This window comes from Fundicoccus culcitae (assembly GCF_024661895.1).
Classification (GTDB): Bacteria; Bacillota; Bacilli; order Lactobacillales; family Aerococcaceae; genus Fundicoccus_A; species Fundicoccus_A culcitae.
Genome location: NZ_CP102453.1, coordinates 1,345,789 through 1,366,427, shown reverse-complemented (window position 1 = coordinate 1,366,427; position 20,639 = coordinate 1,345,789). Strand labels below are relative to the sequence as shown.

Annotated in this window: 19 protein-coding genes and 1 pseudogene; 14 read left to right on the top strand and 6 right to left on the bottom strand. The window is 31.1% G+C overall.

Annotated features, from left to right (window positions below):
- The 14 genes and pseudogenes from NRE15_RS06255 to NRE15_RS06190 form a co-directional block, all read left to right on the top strand.
- On the top strand, positions 1 to 1,023 hold the full coding sequence (locus tag NRE15_RS06255; RefSeq protein ID WP_313794735.1) for a polysaccharide biosynthesis protein: 1,023 nt from the start codon (positions 1 to 3) through the stop codon (positions 1,021 to 1,023).
- Positions 1,024 to 2,136, top strand: coding sequence for a capsular polysaccharide biosynthesis protein CapF (locus NRE15_RS06250; protein ID WP_313794734.1), 1,113 nt, complete (start codon positions 1,024 to 1,026; stop codon positions 2,134 to 2,136).
- Between the two features lie 2 nt (positions 2,137 to 2,138).
- The gene (gene wecB, locus NRE15_RS06245) at positions 2,139 to 3,263 is read left to right on the top strand and encodes a non-hydrolyzing UDP-N-acetylglucosamine 2-epimerase (RefSeq protein WP_313794733.1); all 1,125 of its coding nucleotides are present in this window, start codon (positions 2,139 to 2,141) and stop codon (positions 3,261 to 3,263) included.
- A 6-nt stretch (positions 3,264 to 3,269) separates the two neighbouring features.
- A complete protein-coding gene (locus tag NRE15_RS06240; protein ID WP_313794732.1) occupies positions 3,270 to 4,529 on the top strand; it encodes a glycosyltransferase family protein in 1,260 nt (419 codons plus the stop codon).
- A 320-nt stretch (positions 4,530 to 4,849) separates the two neighbouring features.
- Positions 4,850 to 5,764 carry a hypothetical protein gene (locus NRE15_RS06235; RefSeq protein ID WP_313794731.1) on the top strand — a complete coding sequence of 305 codons (915 nt, stop codon included), beginning with the start codon at positions 4,850 to 4,852 and terminating at the stop codon, positions 5,762 to 5,764.
- Between the two features lie 25 nt (positions 5,765 to 5,789).
- Positions 5,790 to 6,959 (top strand): glycosyltransferase family 2 protein, encoded by a 1,170-nt coding sequence (locus NRE15_RS06230; RefSeq protein ID WP_313794730.1) that lies wholly within the window; start codon positions 5,790 to 5,792, stop codon positions 6,957 to 6,959.
- A gap of 298 nt (positions 6,960 to 7,257) precedes the next feature.
- The gene (locus NRE15_RS06225; RefSeq protein WP_313794729.1) at positions 7,258 to 8,202 is read left to right on the top strand and encodes a glycosyltransferase; all 945 of its coding nucleotides are present in this window, start codon (positions 7,258 to 7,260) and stop codon (positions 8,200 to 8,202) included.
- A 359-nt stretch (positions 8,203 to 8,561) separates the two neighbouring features.
- On the top strand, positions 8,562 to 9,683 hold the full coding sequence (locus tag NRE15_RS06220) for a polysaccharide pyruvyl transferase family protein (protein ID WP_313794728.1): 1,122 nt from the start codon (positions 8,562 to 8,564) through the stop codon (positions 9,681 to 9,683).
- Between the two features lie 11 nt (positions 9,684 to 9,694).
- Positions 9,695 to 11,107: a lipopolysaccharide biosynthesis protein gene (locus tag NRE15_RS06215; protein WP_313794727.1), complete on the top strand. Its 1,413-nt coding sequence runs from the start codon at positions 9,695 to 9,697 to the stop codon at positions 11,105 to 11,107.
- Positions 11,108 to 11,862: 755 nt separating this feature from the next.
- On the top strand, positions 11,863 to 12,225 hold the full coding sequence (locus NRE15_RS06210) for a hypothetical protein (protein ID WP_313794726.1): 363 nt from the start codon (positions 11,863 to 11,865) through the stop codon (positions 12,223 to 12,225).
- Positions 12,226 to 12,389: 164 nt separating this feature from the next.
- Positions 12,390 to 13,937, top strand: a complete 1,548-nt coding sequence (gene istA / locus NRE15_RS06205; protein ID WP_313794725.1) for an IS21 family transposase — start codon at positions 12,390 to 12,392, stop codon at positions 13,935 to 13,937.
- The gene (gene istB, locus NRE15_RS06200; protein WP_313794724.1) at positions 13,934 to 14,686 is read left to right on the top strand and encodes an IS21-like element helper ATPase IstB; all 753 of its coding nucleotides are present in this window, start codon (positions 13,934 to 13,936) and stop codon (positions 14,684 to 14,686) included. The genes istA (NRE15_RS06205) and istB overlap by 4 nt, the downstream gene beginning before the upstream one ends.
- On the top strand, positions 14,686 to 14,865 hold the full coding sequence (locus NRE15_RS06195; protein WP_313794723.1) for a hypothetical protein: 180 nt from the start codon (positions 14,686 to 14,688) through the stop codon (positions 14,863 to 14,865). The genes istB and NRE15_RS06195 overlap by 1 nt, the downstream gene beginning before the upstream one ends.
- A 167-nt stretch (positions 14,866 to 15,032) precedes the next feature.
- A pseudogene (locus NRE15_RS06190) lies at positions 15,033 to 15,455 on the top strand (IS21 family transposase); the annotation flags it as partial.
- A 90-nt stretch (positions 15,456 to 15,545) separates the two neighbouring features.
- Here NRE15_RS06190 and NRE15_RS06185 read toward each other — a convergent pair.
- The 6 genes from NRE15_RS06185 to NRE15_RS06160 form a co-directional block, all read right to left on the bottom strand.
- Positions 15,546 to 15,869, bottom strand: a complete 324-nt coding sequence (locus tag NRE15_RS06185) for a tyrosine-type recombinase/integrase (RefSeq protein WP_313794722.1) — start codon at positions 15,867 to 15,869, stop codon at positions 15,546 to 15,548.
- Positions 15,870 to 16,250: 381 nt separating this feature from the next.
- Positions 16,251 to 17,003, bottom strand: a complete 753-nt coding sequence (locus tag NRE15_RS06180; RefSeq protein ID WP_313794721.1) for an ATP-binding protein — start codon at positions 17,001 to 17,003, stop codon at positions 16,251 to 16,253.
- Positions 16,984 to 17,178, bottom strand: a complete 195-nt coding sequence (locus tag NRE15_RS06175) for a hypothetical protein (RefSeq protein ID WP_313794720.1) — start codon at positions 17,176 to 17,178, stop codon at positions 16,984 to 16,986. The genes NRE15_RS06180 and NRE15_RS06175 overlap by 20 nt, the downstream gene beginning before the upstream one ends.
- Before the next feature lie 330 nt (positions 17,179 to 17,508).
- Positions 17,509 to 18,276, bottom strand: a complete 768-nt coding sequence (locus NRE15_RS06170; RefSeq protein WP_313794719.1) for an ATP-binding protein — start codon at positions 18,274 to 18,276, stop codon at positions 17,509 to 17,511.
- On the bottom strand, positions 18,254 to 19,813 hold the full coding sequence (gene istA, locus NRE15_RS06165) for an IS21 family transposase (RefSeq protein WP_313793973.1): 1,560 nt from the start codon (positions 19,811 to 19,813) through the stop codon (positions 18,254 to 18,256). The genes NRE15_RS06170 and istA (NRE15_RS06165) overlap by 23 nt, the downstream gene beginning before the upstream one ends.
- Before the next feature lie 358 nt (positions 19,814 to 20,171).
- Entirely contained in the window at positions 20,172 to 20,342 is a 171-nt protein-coding gene (locus tag NRE15_RS06160) for an ATP-binding protein (RefSeq protein WP_313794718.1), read from the bottom strand.
- Positions 20,343 to 20,639 lie beyond the last annotated feature (297 nt).

The window sequence follows — 20,639 nt, the reverse complement described above, 5'->3', positions numbered from 1 at the left end:
ATGTTTACTAATAAAATTTTGTTAATCACAGGTGGTACGGGTTCATTTGGTAATGCTGTCTTAGAACGTTTTCTAGATAGTGAATTTAAAGAGATTCGAATTTTTTCTCGTGATGAGAAAAAACAAGATGATATGCGTAAGTTCTATAATAATCCGAAAATCAAATTTTATATTGGCGATGTTAGAGATATAAATAGTATTCGGGATGCTGTACGAGGAGTAGATTATATATTTCATGCTGCAGCATTAAAACAAGTACCTTCCTGTGAGTTTTTTCCAATGGAAGCTGTTAAAACAAATGTCATAGGGACGGATAATGTCTTGACTGCAGCTATTGATGCCGGTGTAAAGAATGTTGTTTGTTTATCTACTGACAAAGCCGCTTATCCTATTAATGCAATGGGGACTTCTAAAGCCATGATGGAAAAAGTTATAGTTGCTAAAGCACGCAATGTAGATCCTGAAAAGACAAAAATTTCAGTAACTCGATATGGGAATGTAATGGCATCACGTGGAAGTGTTATCCCTCTATTCGTTGATCAAATTAAAAATAATCAACCTATAACAGTGACTGATGCCAATATGACTCGTTTCATGATGACTCTAGAAGAAGCAGTGGATTTAGTTTTATTTGCCTTCCAACACGCAGAACAAGGCGATATTATGGTTCAAAAAGCTCCTGCTGCGACAATTGACACATTAATCAAAGCTATTAATAAGGTTTTCAATACGAATCCAGATATTAATCCTATCGGCATTCGTCATGGTGAAAAAATGTATGAATCCTTATTAACTAAAGAAGAAGCAGTTCGTGCCATAGACATGGGGAATTTCTTTAGAGTTCCCTCAGATAAACGCGATTTAAATTATGGGAAATTCTTTGATGAAGGACAACAAAATGCTGGTTTGCTTGATGAATATAATTCTGACAATACTGAGCAATTAACTGTTGATCAAATGGCAGAAAAATTGCTTGATGTTAAATATATTCAAGATGAATTAAAACATTGGGGGACACACTAAATGAAGAATATTTTAGTTACTGGAGCTAAAGGTTTTGTTGGGAAAAATTTGATTAGTATGCTTCAACAAAATGATTCATATAAGATATATCCTATCGATATCGAAAGTACCTCTGAAGAACTAGAAGAAGCAGTCATTCAAGCAGATTTTGTCTATCATTTAGCAGGTGTTAATCGCCCGAAAGACCCATCAGAATTTATGGAAGGTAATTTTGGATTTACAAGTGTGTTATTAGCTTTACTCGAAAAACATCAATCTAAAGCGCCTATTCTAATTACATCTTCAATTCAAGCTGAATTAGATAATCCCTATGGTCAGAGTAAAAAAGCTGGTGAGGATTTAATCTTTGCCTATGGTAAGAAAAACAATGTGACAACTTATGTCTATCGTTTAACTAACCTATTTGGTAAATGGTCAAAACCTAATTACAATACTGTTATTGCAACATTTTGCCATAACATTGCTCGAGGTGAATCAATCACAGTTAATGATCCAAACGTCGTTTTACAGTTAAACTATATTGATGATGTTGTAGAAGCGTTTATTCAAGCTATGGATAATGAGATTGCTAAAGAGGGTGATTTCTGTGTTGTTCCAACTGTTTACTCTGTATCTTTAGGTAGAATTGCAGAACTTATTCAATCATTTAAAGAACAACGGAGTAATTTGATTGTGCCAGATATGTCAGATCCTTTTGTTAAGAAATTATACAGTACTTATCTATATTTCCTTCCTGAAGATGATTTCTCTTATCCCCTTACTACACATGCAGATCAAAGAGGTTCATTCACTGAAATAATCAAATCACCTGAAGCTGGCCAAGTTTCTGTGAATATATCAAAACCTGGAATCACTAAAGGTAATCATTGGCATATGACTAAAAACGAGAAGTTTTTGGTCGTTAGTGGGACTGGCGTTATACGTTTTAGAGAAATTCATTCAGAAGAAGTTATTGAATATGCGGTATCTGGAGATAAATTAGAAGTTGTGGATATTCCAGTTGGATATACGCATTCAATTGTAAATACTGGAGAAACTGATATGGTGACTATTATGTGGGTAAACGAGATGTTCGATCCTAATCAACCAGATACATACTTTTTGGAGGTATAAAAATGAAAAAACTTAAAGTGATGACTGTTGTAGGGACGCGACCTGAAATTATTCGACTATCTTCCGTCATTCAAAAATTAGAAGAGTCTGAGGCTATTGAACATGTTTTAGTCCATACTGGACAAAATTACGACTATGAATTAAATGAAGTTTTCTTTGAAGATTTTGGACTAAGAAAACCAGACTATTTCCTAAATGCGGCAGGCGGATCACCTATGGAAACAATAGGGCAAATATTAGCTAATATCGACCCAATCTTAATTGATGAAGCTCCTGATTCTTTCCTAGTATTAGGTGATACAAATAGCTGTCTATGTGCCATTGCAGCTAAACGTCATCACATCCCAATTTTCCATATGGAAGCTGGTAATCGTTGCTTTGATCAACGTGTGCCAGAAGAAACTAACCGAAAGATTGTGGATCATGTAGCAGATATTAATCTAACCTACTCTGATATCGCACGTGAGTACTTATTAGCTGAAGGTTTGCCAGCAGTCCAAATCATTAAGACGGGTAGTCCGATGTTTGAAGTTTTAAATGCAAAATTAGATGACATTTCTAAAGCTAATAGCTATTCTAAGTTGGGCTTAGAAAAGGGAAAGTACTTTGTAGTTTCAGCTCATAGAGATGAAAATATTAGTTCGGAACGTAATTTCCTAAACTTAGTTGATTCATTGAATGAAATCGCAGAAGTATACCAATTACCAGTTATTGTAAGTACACATCCAAGGACACGTAAAATGATTGATGAAAAAGGAGTTAAGTTTAATAACCTCGTTCAATTGATGAAACCAATGGGATTCACCGACTATAATAACTTACAATTAAACTCAAAAGCAGTATTAAGTGATAGTGGAACAATCAGTGAAGAATCATCAATCTTGAAGTTTAAGGCACTAAACTTACGAGAAGCTCATGAACGTCCAGAAGCAATGGAAGAAGGGGCTGTTATGATGGTTGGACTTGAAAAAGAAAGAATTATGCAAGGGTTAGCAATTCTAGAGACTCAAACTGACGAAACTTTAAGATTAGTTACTGACTATAGTATGCCAAATGTCTCTGATAAAGTGTTGAGAATTATTGTTTCTTATACGGATTATATTAATCGGATTGTTTGGAGTAAATAGATTATCATGGGATGCGAAGATAGAATTCTAATAGTTAGTAATAATGTGATTAGTAAAACTAAAAATAATGGAAAAACTATAGCTTCAATTTTTGAAGAATACCCTAAAGAGAATATACGACAATTATACTTTAGTTCAGAGCTTCCAGAAGATATAAGATTAGACAGCTACTATCAAATATCAGATAAAGATGTCCTTAAATCACTTTTGAAAACAGGGTCTTCAATAGGAAAAATTCAGAGAACAAATGTAAAGAAATTGGTCAATACCAATCAAGAAAAAGGTAAAAAAATACCAAAAAATAATCTCACAAGGTTAATAAGAGAAGTAATTTGGAAATTAAATTTTAAGAAATTTGATTCATTATTTGAATGGCTAGATGATTTTCAACCTCAAAAAATATTTTTTGTTGGAGGAGACTCATTATTTGCTTATGATATAACTAAAATGATTAAAGATAAATATAAATCAAAATTATTAACTTATATTACTGATGATTATATCCTACCAAGAAAAACGGTAAATATGTTTTGGTGGATACGTAGAAATTTACTATTAAGAAAAATGAAGCCTTTAATAAAGGAGACATCAGAGTTAATAACTATTTCAGAAAAGATGAGAAACGAATATAAAAATATTTTTAATAAGGATAGTCTGCTTCTGATGAATAAGTCTGAATCTTTAAAAGATAATTCTATACAAAATATTAATAACACTAGACTTTATTTAATTTATGCAGGTGGATTGCATTATAATAGGTATCAAGTATTAAGTAAAATTGGAGAAGCAATTGCCTCTATAAATAAAAAAGAAAATACAAAAATTAAGTTGTTCATTTATACTAATGAACAACCAACTGATAAAATTATGGCAAAATTAAATATTGAAAATGGTAGTGAATATAGTGGAACTCTTAATAGAAATGAACTAAAGATTAAGTTAAATGAATGTGCTATACCAGTCCATGTTGAATCATTTAATAAAAAAAGTATTGAAGCAACTAGATTATCTGTTTCAACCAAGATTTCAGAATATATGTCTTTAGAAAAACCTATCCTAGCTGTTGGACCCAAAGAAGTAGCATCAATGGAGTATTTAGAAGGAATAGCATATTGTATTAATGAAGAAAATCTTATTGAAAAAGATTTAAAAAAGTTATTATCAGATTTCGATCTACAAAAGAAATTATCATTGAAAGCAAGAAATCAATTTGATAATAACGATTTACTTTTAAGAAAAAATATAGAATATTTATTAAATAATTGAAAGGGGGTTAAATTATTAATACAAATAGACGTTTCATTGAAAGAAACAAATTTGACTCAATATTTTTTGTGTTAGTTATAATGGATATATTATTCTTTCCTTATATCAAAGTATTTAGAATAAGTCTTTCAATGGTACTTATTCCTATTTGGTTTATACTTCATGCGAAAAGATTAAAGTTGAATAATGAATTTCTTTTAATTATTATTTTCTTAATATTTTCGTTTATAAGCGTTTTGTTTTCAGCTTTTAAATACCCTATATTCCTTAATCAAAATATATTTTCGTTGTTGATGTTATTATACGGAATGTTTCTATACATGTATATAAATATTAATCAAGAAATTTTCTATCACGATTTAAGAAAATTTTTAATAGCTTATATTTGTTTTATTTTTATATTAGCTACAATTTATTTTTTTAGCCCAGCTGCATATTTTAACATTCGATCATTTTGGACATTATCTGACAATGTTACTTTAACTGATAGCTTACTAATTAGTCGATTCACAGGGACATTGAGTGATCCGAACAATCAAGCTACAGTTATTAATGCAGTATTAATTTTTTTGTTTGTTAACTATAAGGAAAAGAATTTTATAAGCTTCATATTATTACTAATGAGTGGCTTTATATGTGTAACAACATTAAGTTTAACAGGCATACTTATATATGCAATTACAGTAATAATATATGTTATTAGTCTTTCATCTAAATTTATTAATAATTTTACCAATATAAAAGTTAATATTTTTGCATTGCTATTAGTCATAATTATTGTAATACCATCATCGTTCTTTTCGTTAGAAAAGTTAATTAATTCAAATCTATTTGAAACATTTGTTTATCGTTTTAGCATTAATTCCGCAGATTCAAGGTTTTCTAGATGGGAAATAGTTTTAGAAAATAAAAACTTTTTCGCAGCGTTGTTTTTTGGTGATGGTGGTACTATGATTATTAACGGAGGAAGTTTTAGGCCTCATAATGGTCACTTCCATTTGATTTTTAATTACGGTTTTATTGCCTATTTAATATTTATGTGGCTTTTTTTTCGTATAAGAACAAACTTTAGAAATATTAAATATTATCTTTTCATGATACCGTTTTTTATTGGATTTACTGTTAACGTTGGAATAATCGATTTTAGATTTTACACTATACTTGCTTTACTTACCGCAAATTATTATCCAACTTTTAAAAAGAAACAAAATTATTCAAGCAACGATAAATATTAATAGACTTTTGAAAGTAGGTAGTATAATGAGCAAAGATGTTATTGTTGTGATGGGATATAATAGACCAAAGTCTTTAAACAGATTATTAATGACATTAAATAATAGCTACTTTAGTGACAATGTTGATTTAATAATTAGCTTAGACAAAAGTGATATTCAAAAAGAAGTAGAAAAAGTGGCTAATTCTTTTGATTGGATTTTTGGGGAAAAAGATATAATATTGCATAAAGAAAGGCTTGGATTGAGAAATCATGTACTCTATTGTGGTGATTTAGTTGAAAATTATGAAGGTTTAATAATGTTTGAAGATGACATAGTACCTTCAGAATATTTTTATGAATACGTTAAACAAACAAAATCTAAATATTACAATAATGAAGAAATTGCAGGGATTTCACTTTATAGTCCAAGTATAAATGAGATGGTAGAAAAGCCCTTTACTCCAATCACAAGTGGATTTGATACTTTCTTTATTCAGAGTGCTTCTTCTTGGGGGCAATATTGGACAAAAAATATGTGGATAAACTTTAGAGAATGGTACTTAAAAAATAGTAATACGTTAGAGAATATTAAAGATATGCCAGATAAAATTTATTCTTGGCCACAGACATCGTGGAAAAAATATTTCATGAAATATTTAGTAGAAACTAATAAATATTTTGTTTATCCTTATATTTCTTTATCTACAAATTTTAGTGATGTTGGACAACATGTACAACAAGAAATGTCTCTTTATCAAGTACCTATCCAAATGAAAAATATAAAATATAAATTACCTACTTTTACGGAAGGAATCAAATATGATTCTTTCTTTGAAATTGAATTGGAATCACTTGAAAGTCTATATGATGGTGTTCATAAAATATGTGTAGATATATATGGAAGTAAGAAAAATTATTCTAACTATTCATTTTTACTCTCAGTTAACAAATTAAATTATGAAATAATTGAGACCTTTGGATTAAATTATAAGCCTCAAGAATTAAATTTTTTGAGAAATAATCCAGGAGATCAAATATTTTTATATGATTTATCAAAAGAAAAAAAGTTTGGATATTCTATAAATAAATCAAGAAATTTGAGTTATTATACTTCCTTAAATTGGAAGGATTCAATGAAGTTTTCATTACTAGGATTGCTGGAAGCTATAAATAAAAGATTACCTATTAGACATAATTTTTTTAAAAAGAGATAGTTATAATTTAAAATATCTATTTGAAATATATTTTTACTTTTGTGATTACATTATCATTTTGATTGATTTGCATAAAAAATTTAAATTAAAATATTTGTTAGTAATGAATCTAATAGAGAATATGTGATGTAAAATTTAAGATTTTTAAATAAACTTGAGATTTCTAAAGTTATGAAAATTAAACAAAGTTATTAAATATGTATAGATTATGCATTCAAAAATGATAATTATAGTATACTAATTAATGAATTAATTCCGGTATTTGAATGTAATTTATAAAGTATGAGAGAGTGGAAATATGAAATTAAGTGTAATAATTCCAGTATATAATGTTGAAGACTATATAGAGAAATGTGTAGACTCGGTAATAAATCAATCCTATAAAGATCTTGAAATATTATTAATTAATGATGGTTCTACTGATAATTCAGGAAAAATATGTGATGAGTTACAAAATAAATATAAAAAGGTACGAGTTTTTCATAAAGAAAATGAAGGATTATCAGAGACTAGAAATTATGGGATACGTAAATCAAAAGGAGACTACATAGCATTTCTTGATAGTGATGATTATATTTATACTGATGCGTATAAGAATTTGATGTCCGTTCTTCTAGAAACTAAGGTTGATATTGTTATAGGCTCATTAGTAAAATATATACCTGAGAATGATATTTACGTTCAAAAACAGAAAAAATTTTTTTCAAAACAAGGGAAAATAATTTCGGGACAGGAATATCTAACTATGACAATTAAAGAAAATATTTATTCTGCTGTTGCTGTTAAAGGCATTTATAAAAAGTCATTAATCAATAGTAACAATATTTTTTTTGAAAAAGGGTTATTACATGAAGATGAACTATGGTCGCCTCAAATATTAATTAAAGCTAAAAAGGTTATTGATACAGGATTTATTTTTTATGTTCATGTATCTAGGGAAGGATCAATAACTAATAAAAAAAATAAAACAAAAAATAGCAATGATTTAATTCGAATAGTTTATGAACTAGAAAAAATATATAATTCTAAATTGAACAGAGAAGATTCAAGATATTTAAGAAATTATTTAGTTAATTTATATCTGTATGCACTAAATATAGGTGGGTTTCTAACAAAGGAATCAAATTTTAATATAGATAAAAAATTTCTATACAGAAATTCCAATTCAATTAGAAATTTAATAAAAGTAACTATCCTCAGTATAAATGTTGATTTATATAAGAAATTAAGTGGCATTCACTAAAATATTTCCGACAAAAATATTCCTTTGATAAAACCAGTAATATTGACACATGGTATCCTTATTTTATCTATGAAGTATAAATTTCATTTTTTATAAGAAATAGTTTTCTAGTTTTGGTGTTCTTTAATAATGATCGTCTAGTGTTTTTATGGAAAAGTTTATTAATCTGAAAAGATAATTAAATGTGATTAAATTACATCAAAATCTTTCTCGACAATTATTCAAAATTATTTTCTTTTTTCTTTTAGATAATAGAATTGGGTAAAAATAAAGTTATGATAAATTTGATTATTATTTGGTATATAAAATATTACTATGCTAAATTAATAAAAAATGATAAGAGGCTGTGAAAATAAATTATGGGACAAATAAAAAAAATAATAAAAAATATAATACCAAATTCAGCACAAAAAAAGTTGCGCATTATTAACAGTAAATATTCAAAAGTAAAACTTAATAAAACGTTTGATCCAATTATTTCTGAATTAAAAAGTACAAAAAATCAAAAACGAATAATATTGATTGGGACAGCTATATATGGGAATATTGGTGATCATGCAATTTCAATAGCAGGAACTAAATTTATTAAAAAAGAGTTTCCTAATGTAAACCTAATAGAAATTCCGATTAGTTTATATGAATATAAGTCTGATATTATTAATAGAAATATTAATCAACATGATTTAATTATTATTAATGGTGGAGGTTATTTAGGAACTTTATGGGAAACGGGGCAAGAAATATCTAATTCAATTATTATCAATAATCCCAATAATAGAATTATAATATTTCCTCAAACAATGTATTACAAAGAAGATAGTGAGAATTTAATTAAAGAACATAAGAAAATTATTGCTGACCATCCAAATGTTAGTTTAATAGTAAGGGATAAAAAATCATATGATTTTGTATCTGAAAAAGAATTTGAATTTAAGAAGGTGATTTTGACACCTGATATTGTTACGTATATTGATGGAAATAAATATAAAAATAACAAAAATAAAATTATTTTTGTATTGAGAAAAGATCATGAAAAAGTTGATTATAAAAAAGATATAGAAGAGTTAAAAAGCCACTTTATCGAATTAGGCTATGAGGAAGACGATTTCGAATACACTGATTCAGTAGTTGAAGGTTATTACAATTTATATAATCGCGATGCTCTTGTAGAGGAATATTTAAAAATGATTGGACAAGCAAGTTTTGTGATTTCTGATCGTCTTCATGGAATGATATTAGCTGCTATTTGTGGTATACCAGTTATAGCGTTAGATAATGTTAGTAATAAGGTTTATGGTGCATATGAATGGTTCTCATCATTTGATTATGTTTTATATTTTAAAGATAAGAATATATATCAAAAAATAGATGAAATTAATGAATCAAAAAGTTCTTATAATTATGATTCAAGTAAATTTGCTAACAAGCATCAAGAAATAAAAAAATTAGTAGAACTTGAATATAATGATTTAAAAATTTAGAGAGGTGAAAAATGAGTAGGTATAAGAAATTATTAAATAACTCAATTATATTTACTATAGGGAACTTCGGGAGTAAGCTTATTAACCTGTTCATGGTTCCTCTTTATACGAATGTACTGACTACATCAGAATATGGTACTGTAGATTTAATTATCACCACAATTGGACTTTTAGTACCATTTTTCAGCTTATCTTTGGGTCATGCAGCATTAAGATTTACAATTGATGCCACATCAATAAAAGATAAACAAAGTATTTTTAATAATATATCATTGCATGGATTATTAGCATCTTTAATATTATTATTACTTTATCCTTTAATTAATAGTTTCTCAGTTTTTAGTGAGTATGGTATCTATTTTGTTTTATTAATGATTTTAAATTTGTTTAATGACCTCTATTCTCAGTTTGTCAGAGGGGTCGGCTTAGTAAAACAGTATGCAATAAATGGCATAATAATGACATTAGTCACTGTTTCAACTAATTTATTATTATTAGTAGTTTTTGATTTTGGGATCAATGGTTACATTATTTCTTTAATAATCGCCGTATTTATTTCTAATTTGTATTTATTATTTTCAATAAGTAACATCATTAATTTGATACCTAAATTTTTCGATGTTAATTTATATAAAGAAATGTTAAGTTTTTCTATTCCAATAATTCCTAATACGGTTATGTGGTGGCTTATTAATGGATCCACTAGATATTTTTTATTATATTTTGTTGGTACAGCTGCTAATGGGCTTTTTGCAGTAGCTAATAAGATTCCATCTATTATATCTATGGTTACTAATATTTTCATGCAAGCTTGGCAGTTATCTTCTTTCGAAGAGTATAATTCTAGTGATAAAGATAAATTTTATAGTACAATATTTAATGGATTCTCTACAATCCTATTTATTGTAGGATCTGGTATTCTTGTAATATTAAAACCTGCTTTGAGAATACTTGTTGAACAGACTTTTTATGAAAGTTGGACTATAGTTCCTTTTCTAATTATTGGTGTTATATATCAGAGTTTTTCTGCTTTTTTAGGAACAAATTATACTGCTTCAAAAAATACAAAAGGAACATTTACCACTTCGTTATATGGTGGAGTCGTATCCGTAGTTAGTAGTCTTGTGTTAATTCCAACAATAGGTACCATTGGAGCGGGAATTAGTACGGCATTGAGTTTTATTATAATGTTTGTTCTTAGATATGTAGATACAAAGAAATTTGTTACCATAGATTTTGATAATAGAATATTTTTAGGGAATAACCTAATCCTTTTCGTTCAAATTGTTTTATTATTTATTTTTGAAGGGATTCTTTTAATTGTATTAGAACTAATCTGTTTTATTCTATTAATCTTAATTAATAAATCTCTATTGAATACAATATATGAAATTTTTGTAAAAAGAATCATTAAAGCTAAATAATTGGTTTTAATTCCCCTGTATTAAACACTAAATTTTTAAAGAAGTTTATTATCAATCAAATTCTACATTAAATCAATACCCTTTAGGTTCACAAAAAAGAATCATAGTATATAATTAAATAAACGACAACTTAATGAATAATACGAGGTCGATTTTGCATATTTTACGTGAAGTTCACTTACAATTCAACCAAAACATTGTTGTTTCTATTGATGATGGCCTATTATCTAACAAAGTCGAATAGTGCTGGTTGAAGAAATTCTTTAACACATGCAACTTAGGTTGTTTTTGGAGAGCAACTCATTCCTTTGTAAACTATGAAAAATTTCTAATAATCAAAGTGAATATTGCGGACTAATAGCTCCACCTGTGCGGACTTTAGCTGATTATTCCGCGGCTTCAGACCCACTTATACGCTAGTTCGGAGCAATCGATAGCCATTTGAGAGCAACCTATTCGCATTTGGAGTCCACTTAAAAAGCCACGCATAAAGCGTGGCGATTGTTTTATTTTTCAACTTCTTTATTTTGACCTAATTTCTCTCGGATATTCATTGTACCTGTTTCAAACCAAATCGCTCTATTGGAAACGGCACCACGTCGGACTAATTAGAGCCACCTAAAACGCATATTATTGAACCACTTAAATCATTTTAACTTGAGCCATTTCACAATGGCTTTTTTGTTTGCTTAAAATCATGATATAAATGAAATAGCGAATGATGACATTCGCTAAAAAATTAGGAGGTGGCTATTTTGCCAAACTATTTGGAAATAATTCGTTTACACGAATTGTCTTTCAGTCAAAGGAATATTAGTAAAATGTGTCACTCAGGAAGAAATACCGTCGCAAGGACCGTCAAAATCGCAAAGGATAAACAATTATTCTATCAGGAACTATCAACGTGGGAAAATAGTCAAATCGATGCAGTCTTTTCACCCAAAAAACTAAAGAGAAAGGAAAATTCTATTGAATATGTGTTACCAGATTTCGAATACCTAGCTAAGGAATTAGTCAAGCCAGGAGTCACGATGCCATTGTTATGGGAAGAGTATGTGGTTGACTGTCGAAGAAATAATCGGGTTTATTACCGTTTAATGAATATTGCGGACGAATAGCTCCACCTGTGCGGACTTTAGCCCCACCGAGTGCGGTAAATAGATCCATCAGTGCGGAAGATAGCTCCACCCTAATCATATAGTCTTAATGTAAACCCTTTTGTATAATTATGATACACACTGTGAAATACGGTGTGAATCTAATTGTATAGGAGGGTTTATTTGTGATTAATTATCGTAAAATACTTGAACTTCACTTTAGTAAGATACCACAACGATCTATTGAAGTCGCTGTTGGGAGTTCAAGGAATACGATTCGTGAGGTCATCAAAAAAGCAAAAGAAAAGGAGCTGATAGAATTAACCGATGAAATGTCTAATAAATGGCTGGAACGGTACTTATTTCCAGAGAAACATCCACAGGCCAAAGGTTATTATCAAGAAGATTGGGATTATGTCCATAAAGAATTAAGTAAGGCGCACATGACTTTAAAATTACTACATAAAGAGTATTGTCAACGAGCAAAAGATAACCAAGCAATACCCTATGCTTATAGGACCTATTGTGAACAATATGGAGATTATGCTGGTAAGTATAAAGTGACCATGCCCTTAAAACACAAACCAGGTGCAGCTATTGAATGTGATTGGGCTGGTTCGACCTTGAAACTAAAAGATAAGCTATCAAATAATGACATTACTGTTTATATTTTTGTAGGGACACTTCCATTTAGTCAATACAGCTATGTTGAAGGTTTCTTAGATATGAAATCATCGAGTTGGTTAACCGCTCATATTCACATGTTTGATTATTTCAAGGGTGTCACACAGACAATCATACCTGATAATCTTCGTACCGGCGTGACTAAGACTGATTATGCAGAGCCGGTGATTAATGAGTCTTATAGGGAGTTAGCTGATTATTATCAAACGGTTGTTGTCCCAACTAGGGCTCTGAAACCAAAGGATAAATCTAGTGTTGAAGGGGCGGTCGGTTTAGTTTCACGTCAAATTATTGCTTCGCTAAGAAATACCCAGTGCTTTTATCTTCAAGATCTCAATCAGTTAATTTGGGAAAAGCTAGAAGAATTGAATACAGAAGCCTTTCAAAAGAAGGAAGGTTCTCGAAGAAGTGTATTTGAACAAGAAGAGCTACCTTATTTGTTGCCAGTAAGAAAACCAGCTTTTCAATTAACGGAATGGAGAATAGCTAAAGTTCAGTTAAACTACCACATTCAAGTTGAATCTAACTATTACTCCGTCCCATATGAATATGTTCAATGTGACGTTGAAGTTCGCCTCACAAAGAACTTAATTGAAGTTTACTTTAATCAGAGTAGAATTGCATCTCATAAACGCATAAAAAAGAATACTAACGAGCGTAGCACCCTTCCGGATCATATGCCGGACCATCATCGGCGTTATCATGATCATACGCCAGAAACTGTTCGTAAATGGGCAAAGGAGATAGGGCTGAATACAGTAAAGCTAGTTAATCTAATTCTTGAGCAACAAGTTGAAAAACGAGCTTTAAAAATACTTGGTGGTATTCAGAATTTAGAAAAGAATTACTCTATCCAATTAATTGAAGAAACAAGCGAGATATTGTTAAGTATTACCCAGCAACCAACGCTTGCGACTTTTAAAACGATTATCCAACGGCAATATAACTATAAAAATAAGAATCAATCGGAAAAAGCTCGAACAAACCAGGCCAATGATGGTTATGGTTATAGTCGAGGCTCTGAATATTTTAGGAGGAATAACTTATGAGAAATGAGAATACAATCAATAAATTAAAATCTATGCGTTTAAGCGGAATGGCTGAAGCTTATGAAAATCAATCTAATAATCGAGATGTTCAAGACTTGTCTTTTGTAGAGAGACTTAATTTAATGGTTGATTTTGAATACTCACGTCGTCAATCAAATAAAATACAAAACCTAGTAAAGAAAGCTACCTTTAGTGATTCTAACGCATGCATTGAAGATATTGAGTATCATCCAGATCGTCATTTAGATAAAGGGTTGCTTACACAATTATCAACTGGCAAGTATATTGAAGAGAATCAGAATATTATCTTTATGGGAGTCTCAGGGAATGGCAAAACATGGTTAGCGAACGCTTTTGGTGTTCAAGCTTGCCGACAATTTAAAACTGTTAAATATATTCGATTACCTGAATTGATTGATGAATTAAAAGTCGCCCGTTATTTAGCTGATGGAAGTTACCGTAAATTGGTTACAAAATTTCGGCAAATTAATGTGCTTATCATAGATGAGTGGTTATTAACTCCTTTGACCCAAGAGGATTCGGTACATGTTTTAGAAATCATTGAAGCGCGTTTAGGAAAGTCTTCAACCATTTTTTGTTCACAATTTGGCCCAGAAGGCTGGCATGGTAAGATTGAAAATGACCAATTAGGGGATGCCATATTAGATCGTATCGTACATAATTCTTATCATATCCTGATTGATGGTGAAGTCTCAATGCGAGAACGACATGGTTTAGGAGTGTTCTAATGATTTCAGAAGAGGTTGAAAACCGTATCGCTCGATACTATTTTCACCGTTATCTCCCAACTTCTATCATGGAAGAATTAGAATCTCTACTATTGCCTTATTTTTTGGAGAAAGATGAACCATCTGCTGATGAAATGGTTAGATTAGCCATTAGTTACATTGAAAAAGAATTAAATTAAGAAATAAGCTACTAGTTTTGTTCGGTATCTAAACTAGTAGCTTTTCTGTTGATTAGTATGTAATTTGGAATGGTTCAGAAAGGTGGAGCTATCTTCCGCACTGATGGAGTTATTCGCCGCACTGAGTGGGCTAAAGTCCGCACAGGTGGAGCTATTCGTCCGCAATATTCAGTTTAACTCAATTTAAGAAGTATTTTAAAGAGCACTTAGATACAAAGTCCTTCAGTCATATTATCCATCATAAAGCTGGATACTCTGTACAAATTGATTGGTGTGGAAAGCGACCCCAATGGATTGATCCAGACACGGGTGAAGTTATTAAAGGCTCATTATTTGTGGCCGTTTTACCTTTCAGTGGATACGCTTTCGCGTTAGCTTGTTATGACCAAAGAATGATGAATTGGATTGATTGTCATGTTCAAATGTTTCAGTATTTTTACGGAGTTCCTATCGTTATGACGCCGGACAATCTTAAGAGTGGTGTGACTAAAAATACACAGTCTGATTTAATTATTAACCGTACATACGAAGATCTTGCGAATCACTATCATACAATTGTTGTTCCAACAAGGATCGCTCGGCCTACGGATTATCTTCAAAAAAATATTATCCTCAATTATGGTATAACTCTCGTTTTTAATGATAAAAATTCAAATTTATTTGAGGATAATATTATTAAATTAAACTAGACCGCAAAATTCAATTAGATAATCTTCTTTGTCCTTCCATTTCATTGTCTGTTCAGGAATCCTTAATTCTTCCAGAGATTCTAAAGTTTTATATATAGTTTCCTCATTTGCGTGTGCATAAATGGAAGTTATCTCGACACTTTTATGACCAAGAAAATCTCGAATATAAGAAATTGGAATACCATTATTGTACATTGTCATAGCTATGCTATGTCGAAGTGTATGAGCGTGTAAATTTATAGGAAAAAAAGAATCACTTTTAATAACGATTTGGGCATACTTCTTCAAAAAGTAATTAACGGTTCCTTGTTTCATTCTAGTCTTTTTACCATCATGAATTGTAAAAAACAATGGAGTTGATTATTCTTTCACAGCGAAGCCATGATTCTGATTTTAACTGAGCCACCAATCTGCATAAAGAGAGCCATAGATTCTGGACAAAATGAGCCACTTCGATACCATCTCCGATATAATCCACTTGTAGACATCGTCTACAAAAATTATATGGAGGTGTATTTTTTATGGAAAAATACAAAGATATACTCAGGTACCACTTTGCCGGATTGTCTCAAAGTCAAATATCAAGTTTAGTTGGTGTGTCTCGGAATACAGTGTATACGTCGTCCTTAAAAAACCATAAAAACGCGATATCCTGAACCAGGTAAATCACGTTTTTTTTGAACCAATCGAATCGGATTATTCTGGACCTTTACAAAGACTTAATGATTCGCCACTGATAATAATTCTATGGGAGTTATTTGAGACTCTATCAATAATAGCCTCTGCTATAGCTCCACCACCTAATTTTTTATGCCATTCAACATCACTCATTTGAGAAGATAAAACGAGTGCCTTACCTCGACTACGTATCTCAAAGACTTCCATCAAATACTTTTGTTCAAATTCCGTAGTTGTTGTCAGTAAAAAATCATCGATGACAAGTAAATCTACTTTAGCTAGCTTTTTAAGGAGTTTATCCAGTCTACCTTCTGAGTCGGAGTCGTTTATTTCAGCTAATAATTCGATCATTCGTGTGTATAGAGCAGTATATCCTTGTGTAATCACATGTCGACACAAAGCATTCGCAATATAAGATTTACCTGTTCCTGTCGCTCCTTGAATAATCACATGGTGGTGATTTTGAATAAACTGACACGTTTTTAATTGTTCAATCAAAGATCGGTTTATCCGCCGTTCAGGAGCATAATTCATATGGTCTAAATTCGCATTGGGTTGTGATAATTGAGCAGTTTTCAAATTTCGTGCAATCGTATTTAAGCAGCGAGATTGGTATTCCTCTGTAATAATTTCCTCTAAAACATCCAGTGTCGTTTTAGATTCTATTTTAGAATCTTGTGATAGTGTCAGTAATTGATCAGCCATAATAGGTAATCGCATATGACGTAAGTAAGAGATTAACTTATCTAATCTATTGGTTTGATTTATCATAGTAATCCGCTCCTCTTAAGTAAGATTGTTCAACCGTTTCAGTCGTGTTAGAATTTGATTGGAACAAACGACTGTCAATAATTTTCTTAATTTGATGATAATTAGGGGCAGTTGAGCGTTCTAATGCATAATGGCAGGCTTTATCTAATCTTTGGTCGGAATAGGTGTCTGCCATTTTTAGTATTGCATGCGCTCAACGATGGTATTGGTGTTCGGGAATTTGTTCAAATATAATTGTGACTACTAGATGAACATTTTGTTCGATTCGTTTAACTTATGAAGAAAGCGTTCACTGTTCTGTAGTTAAAATAAAATTCTATGTTGGTTAAATAACCACTTAATTGAGATTTATGAATTACAGACTTTCAATGCAAAATATAATTGATTATTCCGCGGCTTCAAACTCACCCATACGCTAGTTCGGAGCAATCGATAGCCATTTGAGAGTAGCCTATTCGCATTTGGAGTCCACTTAAAAAGCCACGCATAAAACGTGGCGATTGTTTTATTTTTCAACTTCTTTGTTTTGACCTAATTTCTCTCGCATATTCATTGTACCTGTTTCAAACCAAATCGCTCTATGAACTATTCGGTCCATTATAGCATTGGCATGAACACTCCCGCCTAATCTTTGATGCCAATCTCCTCTACGAAATTGTGTACAATAGATAGTAGAGTGAGTGTCGTGGCGACGTTCGACCAGTTCGAAAATGAATTTCAGATCATCTTCTACAAGGTCATCGAGAAGCCATTCATCTAAGATTAGTAGTCCATAGTTCGAATATTTTCTCAATAAATTTGTTATTCCTTTGTCTTTCAAAGTCGCCTCGTCCCGCTCGATTAATAAATCTGGTAATCGAATGTACCGTGTTCGGATTTCTTTTTTACAGGCTTCTTTACCTAAAGCACACCCAAGAAATGTTTTACCTGAACCCGTAAATCCTTGCATAATTACATCTAATTGTTGATGGATAAAATTACAACGACCTAATTCTTGTAAAATTTCGCGATTAATGTCCCGTTTTTCATAATAGATAGTAGCTAAATCAGCATCAGAAAAGCGAAGTTTCGCCCGATTAATCAAACCTTGAACGCGATGGTTATATTTCTCTTGATAAAGCGAATCTGTCGCTAACTGTATTCTTTCATCAAATGTGAGTTGAAGCGCGCTTATGTTCATTTCCTGCATTTCTAAGGCATCTACAAATCCATCTAAATCTAATTGTCTTAGTTTACGTATTGTTTCAGCATTAATCATTTTGGTTCCCTCCATAATATTCTGGACCTCTTAGGTACCCTATATTTGACGGTTGTTGATTCGTTTGTTGTTCAAAGAAACCTTTATTCACTTTACTTGATAAAATTGAATTCAGTTGGCGATATCTCGGAGAATGAATTTTGTCTAAAGCAATTTGACAAGCAATCTCAAGATGTTCTTTTGAGTATTTCTTCGTCAAGTTTAAAACGGATAAACAGGATTGATAGCCTTGTTCTTTAATTTGTACACTTTCAAAGATTCGTTGAATCACTTTATAGGTGCAAGGACCAATACTATGAGCCCAGCGTAGAATTCTTTGGTCATTCCACTCCGGCTGATTAAAATAATCAGGTGTATGTTCAACTTGGGTTGAATAAGCATACTCTCTATACATTGGAAAACGAAGATGACTAGCAATGCGTTCTTGTTGATAATAAATTTCAACCATTTGATCTGTTACCTTTAAATCAACACTTTTTCTTATATATTGGTAGGGGCAAGAATAGTAGTTCTTTTGAAAAACAATATGACAATCATATCTTACTTTACGTCCATAGACCCATTCAGCAATTTCGAATGGAACGACTGGTAGAGATCTTAATTTATCTTTTTCATTATTATCAAAAATGAGCTTTCTACTACCCTCCCTTGTTTGAAATGGTTTAGCGTTATAGTCATCTAACTTTTCTCTTACGGCTATTTTTAATTCTGGAAACGAGTGGAAAACTTGGTGGCGTAAGGTAGCGATAATAGCTGTCGCTATTTTACCAACCGCCCCTTCCACAGCTGCTTTTTGTTTTGGCTTCCTAATTTTTGTCGGCATAATGGCCATGACATAGTGATTGGCAAGCATTTCATATTGATGATTCAGAACAATATCACCTTCTTTTGGATGTGTAATCACGCCCGTTTTTAAGTTGTCACAAACGAGCTTTATTGGACTACCACCTAAAAAACTAAACATATTTACATGACACTTTAACCAAGTATCACTTTTCGTGTCTAAAGTAGGCTCAACATAGGTCATTTGACTGTAAGGTAACGTACCAACAAACAGATATACAGGTGTAATTTCCCCTGTATTACTATCTATTAGCTTCAAATGAGAGCCGCTCCAATCAACTTGTACACTAACACCTGGTTTATGTACTAAGTGATTCGTTAATCGATATTGATCGATATATTTTTGATAATCTTCACAAAATTTTGTATAGCCAACAGCTATTTCGTTCGATTTTCGACAATTATCGGTATACTCTTGCCATAAAAGTTTTAAAGTGACACCAACTTTCTGTAATTCTTTATGAATCACTTCGTAATTTGGATGCGCATACATTACTTCCGATTGATAACGATCTGGGAAAAAAAGACGATAGACTTGATTCTCAGACATTGATTCGATGTCTTGAAAAGACACATTTAGTTGACTAGCCCTTTGAAACACTTGACTGACTGAATTGCGACTGATATTTTGTGACTTAGCAATCATATTTCGAGATAAACCTTGATCTCGATACAGCATGATTACCTTTACAGGTATTTTTCTGGACATAAAAATATCCTCCCTTATGTATTTTGGAAGTAATAAAACTTCCAATTTAACTATACATAAAGCAGGAACTTAAGTGGAATCAAACCATGAATCAGTTGTCCTAAAGAGCGTATTCAATTTTCGTTTTACGATTATTTGACTTATCCACAGGTGGACTCCAAATGCGAATTGAGTGCTCTGATAGCGCGAAATAATCAGGTGATTATTCCGCGGCTTCAGCCCCACCTATAAGCTAGTTCGGAGCAATCGATAGCCATTTGAGAGCAACCTATTCGCATTTGGAGTCCAATTAAAAAGCCACGCATATAGCGTGGCGAAAATTTTATTTTTCAACTTCTTTATTTTGACCTAATTTCTCTCACATATTCATTGCACCTGTTTCAAACCAAATCGCTCTATGAACAATTCGGTCTATTATAGCATCGGCATGAACACTCCCGCCTAATCTTTGATGCCAATATCCTCTACGAAATTGTGTACAATAGATAGTAGAGTGAGTGTCGTGGCGACGTTCGACAATGAATTTCAATCAAATTTTAAAAATAAAAAATTTGATTAAACGAATATAGAAAAGTAACACATTACTATGATACAATTGTAAAAGAGCTAGTTTGCATTAATAAAACAGTATAAATTGTTACCATTGCATTATGAAATGAAAGCGATTAGCACCTAACCGGTGAGGTAAATATATACAGAAATTGTATAGTTTAATTAGTGAATATTAATGCAACATAATAAAGCTAGGCACTTATATAGTAAGCTTTGATTAAATATAAGTTTAATTAAATTGAGGAGTGTATGATAATGGCAGGTGAAGTGAAAA